General features: G+C 69.7%; 4 protein-coding genes. All 4 read right to left on the bottom strand.

Annotation, left to right across the window (positions count from 1 at the left end; all coding sequences use genetic code 11):
* Positions 1–5 precede the first annotated feature (5 nt).
* The 4 genes from FNH04_RS39440 to FNH04_RS39425 are packed head-to-tail and all read right to left on the bottom strand — an operon-like array spanning position 6 to position 6,200.
* Complete coding sequence (locus FNH04_RS39440) at positions 6–3,080, bottom strand: glycoside hydrolase family 2 TIM barrel-domain containing protein (RefSeq protein ID WP_152790857.1); 3,075 nt, start codon at positions 3,078–3,080, stop codon at positions 6–8.
* Complete coding sequence (locus tag FNH04_RS39435) at positions 3,080–3,943, bottom strand: carbohydrate ABC transporter permease (RefSeq protein ID WP_152790855.1); 864 nt, start codon at positions 3,941–3,943, stop codon at positions 3,080–3,082. Before FNH04_RS39435 ends, FNH04_RS39440 begins: the two co-directional genes overlap by 1 nt.
* A 14-nt stretch (positions 3,944–3,957) precedes the next feature.
* Positions 3,958–4,920, bottom strand: coding sequence for a carbohydrate ABC transporter permease (locus FNH04_RS39430; RefSeq protein ID WP_152790853.1), 963 nt, complete (start codon positions 4,918–4,920; stop codon positions 3,958–3,960).
* The gene (locus tag FNH04_RS39425; RefSeq protein WP_152790851.1) at positions 4,920–6,200 is read right to left on the bottom strand and encodes an ABC transporter substrate-binding protein; all 1,281 of its coding nucleotides are present in this window, start codon (positions 6,198–6,200) and stop codon (positions 4,920–4,922) included. The genes FNH04_RS39430 and FNH04_RS39425 overlap by 1 nt, the downstream gene beginning before the upstream one ends.
* Positions 6,201–6,281 lie beyond the last annotated feature (81 nt).

Genomic DNA, 6,281 nt, shown 5'->3' with positions numbered 1-6,281 from the left:
GGGGATCAGAGGGTGCGCAGGGTCCAGCTCCAGCGGTGGGTGCCGGGCGGTACGAGGTAGGCGGGCGAGGTGTCGGGCCCGCACGAGGCGGTGCCGAGGCCCCGGTGGGCCGCGTCGACGTGCACCACGCAGCCGGGCAGCGGCACCAACTCGTCGTGGTGCGCGGTGGCGGCCAGGTCCTCGGCGCGGTAACGGGTCACGGAGACCTGGCGGGGTTCGTCAAGGCGCACGGACAGCCCGTGGCCGCCGTCGCCGGTGAGGGAGAAGTGGCGCACCCCGTGGCGGCCCCCGCTCTCCTGCGGGCGCAGATAGGGCGTGAACAGCTCGTCCACCGAGGCCGTGTAGTGGCCCACGGGAGCCCCGGCGGCACGGTCCGGGTAGCTCTCCCAGGGGCCCTGCCCGTACCAGGCGAAGCGGTCGAGCCCGGCGACGGTCTCGAAGACGGTGCCCACCCGGGCCACGTCCCTCAGCCCCTCGGGCAGCACCGCCTTCTCCTCGACGAACACCCGGCCGTCCAGCAGCGCGCTGAACGTCTGCTCGTGCTCGACCGGACCGGCCCCCGTGAGCCAGCGGGAGCGCACCCGGACCCGGGCGCCCTTCCGCTCGACGGACACGGTCTCGCGCACCGGCCGGTCCAGGCCCAGCGCGCGCCAGCGGTCGGCCATACCGCCGAGGACGTCGTTGTCGGTGGGGGCGCGCCACAGGCTCAGCAGCGGCGGGGCGGTCAACAGGGGGTGCAGCAGCAGTCCGTCGGCGTCGGTCTCCGGGCGGGCGCCGGAACACGGGCCGTCCGTGCCGGGGACGAGGTGGCCGAAGCTGTCCCGTATGGTCCCGTCCGCGTCGTCGTCCTCGGTGCCCACGACCGGCTCACCCACCACCGGCTCGCCCGCGTCCGCCTCGTACCAGAGCACCTGGGGACCGCACACCTCGGTGCCGCGCGGCGCCCACGGTTCGTCGACGGCGGTCCTCACGCGCAGGGTCAGCCAGATCTCCCCGGCCCCGTCCAGCACCTCGGGCCGGTCGATGACGGCCGAGCCGCCGGGCGGGACCCCGGGCAGTTCGGCCGGGACCGTCCAGCTGCCCCCGTCGGCGGCGGCGAACTCCCACTCGGCGGCGAGCCACGACAGATCGCGGAAGTGCTGCCGGTTGTGCACCCGCAGCACCCGCCAGGTCCCCTCGCCCTCGACGGACAGCCGCACCGGCGCGGCGATCTCGCGGTGCTCGTACATCACGGGCTTGGGCGTGCGGTCGGGGAAGACGACACCGTCGGCGATGAACGCGCCGTCGTGGATCACCTCACCAAAGTCGCCGCCGTAGGCCCAGCGCAGACCCGGCCCGGCGACACCGTTGTCATACAGTCCGGCGCCCGCGCGCCCGGCCGGTCTCCCGTCGCTCACCCGCTGGAGAATGCCGTGGTCCCAGAACTCCCAGATGAAGCCGCCCTGAAGACCCGGGGTGGACTCGATGGCCGCCCAGTGGTCGGCGAGCGTGCCGTTGCTGTTGCCCATCGCGTGCGAGTACTCGCACTGGATGACCGGCCGGGTCTGCTCACCGGACAGCGCGTGCGCCACACAGTCCTCGACCGGCGCGTACATCGGGCAGGCGATGTCGGAGGCGTCGTCCGTCGCCGCCCAGTCGAGCTTGGCCGCGCCCTCGTACTGGATCGGCCGCGTCGGATCGTGGCGCCGTACCCAGCCGGCCGCCGCGTCATGGTTGGCGCCGTAGTCGGACTCGTTGCCCAGCGACCAGATGATGACCGACGGGTGGTTCTTGTCCCGCAGCACCATGCGCGAGACGCGATCCACGAAGGCGGACGTGTAGCGCGGGTCGTCGGCGAGCTCGTGGGCGTGGTCGTGCGACTCGATGTTCGCCTCGTCCACGACGTAGAAGCCGAGTTCGTCGGCGAGGTCGTACAGCGCGGGGTCATTCGGGTAGTGGGCGGTGCGGATCGCGTTGAAGCCGAAGCGCTTCAGTGTCACCAGGTCGGCCCGCATGTCCTCGTACGACACCGTCCGCCCCGTCAGCGGATGGAAGTCGTGCCGGTTGACGCCCCGGATGTAGATCCGCTCGCCGTTGACCAGCAGGTCCCGGCCGCGGATCTCGACCTCGCGGAAGCCCACGCGGTGGACGGAGGTGTCGGCGACCGAGCCGTCGGGCCGGTGCAGCCGTACGGTCAGGCCGTACAGCTCGGGTGTCTCGGCGGTCCAGGTGCGCACCCCGTCCACGGTGAGGTGCAGCCGGGCCTCGCCGAGGAACTCGGAGACACGGCCGTCCTCCAGATTGAGCCGGTCGAACTCGGCGTCCTGGGCCAGGGCCTGTGTCGTAGGTCCCGCCTGCCCTGCGGCGTCCGGCACAGGCCCGGTCGGTCGATCGTCCAGGCATCCGGTGACGTACCACCCGGTGGGCAGGGCCCCCGCCGTCGACCGCACCTGGCAGTCCACCCGCAGCTCACCGTCGCACCGCGCCCGTACGGTCACGTCCGCGAGATGCAGCGGGTCCGTCGCGTACAGCAGCACCGAGCGGGTGATCCCGCCGTGCCACCACTGGTCCTGGTCCTCGATGTGCGAGGCGTCGGACCACTTCACGACGGTGAGCCGTACGGTGGCGGGCGCCCCGGGCCGTACGGCGCCGGACAGGTCGAACTCCGCGGCGAGGTGGGAGTCCTTGGAGACACCGGCCGGCCGGCCGTCCACGTGCACGAGCAGCACGCTCTCGGCGGTGCCGACCTGGAGCACGATCCGGTGCCCGGCCCAGTCGGCGGGTATGTCGACCTCCCGCTCGTACACGCCCGTCGGGTTCGCGGCGGGGGACCCGGGCGGGAACTCCCCCCACGGCATACGGAAGTTGGTGTACTGCGGCAGGTCGTCCGCGTCCTGTGTCGTCCAGGCACCGGGCACGGACGCCCAGGACCACTCGGGGCCGGGCTCCGCCCCGGGCGACGGCAGCAGCTGGAAGCGCCACCGGCCGTCGAGAAAGAGGGCGCTCTCCCGGCGGTCCACCGCGCACATGGGCAGCCTGCCCCAGGAGGTCACCTCGGGTGCCTCCCACGGGCGCAGAGCGATCAGCGGATCGCCGGACATCACCGGATGGCTCCCTTGCCGAGGTCGGCGATGATCTGTTTGGCGCCGATGGCGAAGACGATCAGCAGCGGGACGAGGGCGAGCAGCGCACCCGTCATGACCATGCCGTAGTCGGTGGTGCCGTGGACGCCGTTGAGCTGGGACAGGGCGACCTGGAGGGTCACGTTGTCCGGGTTGGTCAGGGCGATCAGCGGCCAGGCGTAGTCGTTCCACTGGCCCATGAACGTGAAGATGCCGAGGAACGCCAGACCCGGCCGGACGACCGGGAGCGCCACATGCCAGTACTGGCGCAGGAAGCCCGCCCCGTCCAGCTTCGAGGCGTCCAGCAACTCGTCGTGGATGGCGCTCTTCATGTACTGGCGCATCCAGAAGATGCCGAACGCGTTCGCCGCGGCCGGCACGATCAGCGCGGTCATCGAGCCGATCCAGCCGATTCTCGCCATGATCACGAACTGGGGGATCGCCGCGAGCTGCGCCGGCACCATGAAGATCGCCATCATGAGCGCGAACAGCACGCGCCGCCCGGGAAACCGGAACTTGGCGAAGACGAACGCGGCCAGCGAGTCGAAGAACAGCACCAGGAACGTCACCGAGGTGGCCACCAGCAGCGAGTTCAGCATCGATCCGAAGAAGTCGATGTTCTCGAAGAGATGGCGGACGTTCTCCAGGAAGTGCGAGCCGGGCAGCAGCTTCGGCGGGTAGGAGAAGATCTCCGTCGACGTGTGCGTCGACATGATCACGGCCCAGTAGAACGGAAAGGCCGACAGCAGCACACCGAGGACCAGGGAGAGATGGAGGACGATGCCCCGGGTGCGGGTGCCCCTGATGGCCTTGGGGCGACGGGTGTTCTGGAGGGATGCCATGGTGACCGGCCTTCCTATTCTTCGCCTCGGCGCTGCACCAGACGCCAGTTGATGATCGAGAAGAGGACGACGACCAGGAAGATGCCCCAGGCCACGGCGGCACCGTAGCCGAAGTCGTTGTTGTCGAAGGTCTGCTGGAAGAAGTAGAGGACCATCGTCCGGCCGGCGTGGTCGGGGCCGCCCGAGAACGTCGACTCGTTGGCCGTGGTCTGCAGCAGCACCTGCGGCTCGGAGAAGCTCTGCAGTCCGGTGACCGTGGAGATCACGAGCACGAACAGCAGCACCGGGCGCATCAGGGGCAGCGTGATCCGGAAGAAGGTCTGCACGGTTCCGGCGCCGTCCACCCGCGCCGCCTCGTACAGCTCGCCCGGGATCGTCTGGAGACCGGCGAGGAAGATGATCGCGTTGTAGCCGGTCCACTGCCAGGTCATCAGGGTGGCGATGGCGGCCTTGATGCCCCACGGGGTGTTCAGCCAGGCCACCTGGTCCAGGCCGATCGCCTGCAACAGAGCGTTCACCAGGCCGAAGTTGGTGGAGAACACCGAGCCGAAAATGATCGCCACGGCGACGATCGAGGTGACGCTCGGCAGGAAGTACGCGAAGCGGTAGACGTTCTTGAAGCGGACCGCCGAGTTGAGCATCACGGCCGTGACCAGCGCCAGGAAGATCATGGGGAACGTGGCCAGCGACCAGATGACGATCGTGTTGCCGACCGACCCCCAGAAGTCGCTGTCGCTCAGCAGATAGCGGTACTGCGACAGGCCCGCCCACTCCATCGAGCCGAGGCCGTCCCAGCGGTGGAACGAGACCCAGAGCGAGAAGCCGACCGGGACGAGCCCGAAGGCGAGGAAGAGGAGGTAGAACGGGGAGATCGCGACATACAGGTGCCAGTACTTGCGGATGCCCGTCCTGGGCCGGGTGACAGCGGTCTCCACCACGGTCACCGGAGGCTTGTCCACTGCGGGGGCGGTCGCCATCAGACGCTCACCCCCAGGTGGTCCGCTATCCGCCGGCACTTGCTCATGGCGTCACTCCATGCCTTCTCCGGGTCCTTGCCGAGGACGCCGACGTTCTTCATCTCGTCCTTGATCGGCTGTCCGAGCGCCACGTCGTAGGGGCTGTTGAAGGCGACCGGGATCCTCTGCGCGGCCGGGCCGAAGACGTCCATGGTGATCTGGCCGCCGAAGAACGGGTCGGGCTCGCGCAGCTTGCTCATCTCGTACGAGGCCGGGGTCGACGGGAACAGGCCCGCGTCGATGAACCCCTGGGCCTGGTTGCCGGCGTTGAGCAGCCAGGTGATGATCTCGAAGGCGCGCTCGGGTTCCCGGCAGGCCCTGGTGATCGACAGGAACGAGCCGCCGTTGTTGGCCGGCCCGCCCGGACAGTTCGCCACCCGCCACCTGCCCTTCGTCTTCGGCAGGCCGAGCTTCAGGTCGCCGGCCGCCCACGAGGCGCCCAGCTGGGTGGGCAGCAGTCCCCTCTCGGTGGCCGCGTTGAAGTCGGGGGTGCCGTTGACGATGCTCGACAGCAGACCGCGCTTCTTGGCCTCGACGGCCCGGTCCCAGGCGGTACGGACGTGCTCCTGGTCGCCGATGAACTGGCGGTCCTCGTCGACGTACCGCTTCGTACCCTGCCAGACGGAGTTCTCGAAGACGGCGAGGATGTCGACGAGCAGGTAGGCGCGGACGCGCTTCTTCAGCTGCTCACCGGCGGCGAAGAACTTGTCCCAGGTGTCCATCTCCCTGGAGACGTCGCCGGGTTCGTGCGCCAGCCCGGCCTTCTCGTACACCGCCGGCTGGTAGTAGTGCGCGATGGGACCGCAGTCGATCGGGAAGCCCACCATCGTGCCGTCCTCGGCGATGCCCTGGTCCCACTTCCAGTCCAGGTACTGGCCCTTGTACTTCTCCGCGCCCAGCGTGCGCAGATCCACGAACTGGTCCGCGTTCGGCAGGTACGAGGCCATGTCCTCGCCCTTGAGCCCCGCGATGTCGGGTATGTGGGCCCGGCCCGTCATCGTGGTGATCAGCTTGGAGCGGTAGTAGCCGCCGATCTGGACGGCCTCCAGGTGGACGCTGTCGTAGCGGGCCCTGGCCTTCTTGACGACCGTCTCGCTCAGGCCGCCGCTCCAGTACCACAGGACCATGTTCCGCCCGGTCGACCCGGTCGGAACGGCACAGCCGGACGCCAGGCCGCCGAGCGCCGTGGCGGCCGTACCGGCCAGACCCGCACGCAGCAGGCCTCTTCGTGAGAGCCGCAAAGCTCCCACCGCCTTTCGTAAGTCTTGACCCGGGCGCGCGGGGTCGGTGGGGGCGCGCACGATCAGTCGGTGGGGGTGACC

This window comes from Streptomyces phyllanthi, assembly GCF_009377205.1.
In the GTDB taxonomy this organism is placed as follows: Bacteria; Actinomycetota; Actinomycetes; order Streptomycetales; family Streptomycetaceae; genus Streptomyces; species Streptomyces phyllanthi.
Note: the sequence above shows the minus strand (reverse complement) of the source record. Positions and strands in the feature narration are given on the sequence as shown.

What these genes read in the sequence shown, in the direction of transcription:
- FNH04_RS39440 (WP_152790857.1), bottom strand. Translation starts at nt 3,080, where the DNA reads ATGTCCGGCGATCCGCTGATCGCTCTGCGCCCGTGGGAGGCACCCGAG.
- FNH04_RS39435 (WP_152790855.1), bottom strand. Translation starts at nt 3,943, where the DNA reads ATGGCATCCCTCCAGAACACCCGTCGCCCCAAGGCCATCAGGGGCACC.
- FNH04_RS39430 (WP_152790853.1), bottom strand. Translation starts at nt 4,920, where the DNA reads ATGGCGACCGCCCCCGCAGTGGACAAGCCTCCGGTGACCGTGGTGGAG.